The organism is Sphingomonas sp. CCH9-E2 (assembly GCF_001557215.1).
GTDB lineage: Bacteria > Pseudomonadota > Alphaproteobacteria > Sphingomonadales > Sphingomonadaceae > Sphingomonas.
Window position 1 is genome coordinate 1 of sequence record NZ_LSJM01000124.1, and the last position, 1,436, is coordinate 1,436.

A 1,436-nucleotide genomic window follows, 5' to 3' on the forward strand; every position below is an offset into this window, starting at 1 on the left:
CCCGCTATACCCCCCGCGATGCCCGACCACGCGACCTCCTCCCATCCCGCCGTGCAACGCCAGCTCGACCGCCTCTGGGCGCTCGGCCCCGGGGCCGATGTCCTCGGGCTCAGCCGCATCACCGCGCTGCTCGACCGGATCGGCAACCCGCACCTGCGCCTCCCCCCCGTGCTCCATGTCGCCGGGACCAACGGCAAGGGTTCGACCTGCGCCTTCCTGCGCGCGGCGGTCGAGGCCGCGGGCCTCACCGCGCATGTCTATTCCAGCCCGCATCTGGTCCGCTTCAACGAGCGTATTCGGCTGGCGGGTAACCTGATCGACGACGCCACCCTCGCCACCCTGCTCGAACAGGTGCTCGATGCCGGGGGCGACATCGGCGCGAGCTTCTTCGAAGTCACCACCGCCGCCGCCTTCCTCGCCTTCGCCCGCACCCCGGCGGACGCCTGCATTATCGAGGTTGGACTGGGCGGACGCCTCGACGCCACCAACGTCATCCCCGCCCCCGCCGCCTGCGCCATCGCCCAGCTCGGCATCGACCATCAGGCGTTCCTCGGCGATACCGCCGAAGCCATTGCCGGGGAAAAGGCCGGCATCGCCAAGCCCGGCGTCCCGCTGATCACCATGGCCTATGGCGACAGCGTCACCGCGCGCATTGCGGAGGTCGCCGCCGCCGCGAACGCCCCGGTCCACGCGCGTGGCGCCGCCTGGGACTTCACCGTCACCCCCGATCGCCTGATTTACCGCGACGCGCAGGGCGAGGTCGCAACCCCGCTCCCCACCCTCGCCGGCCCGCACCAGCCCGCCAACCACGCGCTCGCCATCGCCACGCTGCGCCACCAGCGCACGCTGGCCATCCTCGACAGCGCCTTCGCCACCGCCGCCAGCGCCGCCCGCTGGCCCGCGCGGATGCAGCGTCTGCCCCCCGGCCCACTCCACGCGCGTCTGCCCGCCGGAGCCGAACTCTGGCTCGACGGCGGTCATAACGAAGCCGCCGCCCAGTCGGTCAGCGCCACGCTGGCGCAGGTCGCGAACGGCCGCCCCGCGCACCTGATCCTCGGCATGTTGTCGAACAAGGACGCGACCGGCCTGCTCGCCCCCTTTGCCCCGCTCGCCGCCAGCTTCACTGCGGTCCCGGTCCCCGGCCACGCGCATCACGATCCGGCGGACCTCGCCGCAACAGCCCGCGCGCTCGGCATCCCCAGCGCCGCGACCGCACCCGATGTCCCGACCGCGCTCGCCAACATCCAGCCCGAAGCCCCGCTCGTCCTGATCCTCGGCTCGCTCTACCTCGCCGGTGAGGTGCTCCGGGAAAACGACGAACTCCCCGACTGATCCTTATTGCGATTGACTATCAATAGAAGAATGGCAGACTGGCACTCCTGAACAAGGAGTCGTCCGTTGCGCCACCCCCCCGCCCGCGCCGAAACCCTCGGCAC

1 protein-coding gene is annotated in these 1,436 nt (G+C 71.7%); it reads left to right on the plus strand.

All coding sequences use genetic code 11. The features are described from left to right. The first annotated feature begins 18 nt into the window (after positions 1–18). Positions 19–1,332 carry a bifunctional folylpolyglutamate synthase/dihydrofolate synthase gene (locus tag AX681_RS06705; RefSeq protein ID WP_066681974.1) on the plus strand — a complete coding sequence of 438 codons (1,314 nt, stop codon included), beginning with the start codon at positions 19–21 and terminating at the stop codon, positions 1,330–1,332. The last annotated feature ends 104 nt before the right edge of the window (positions 1,333–1,436 follow it).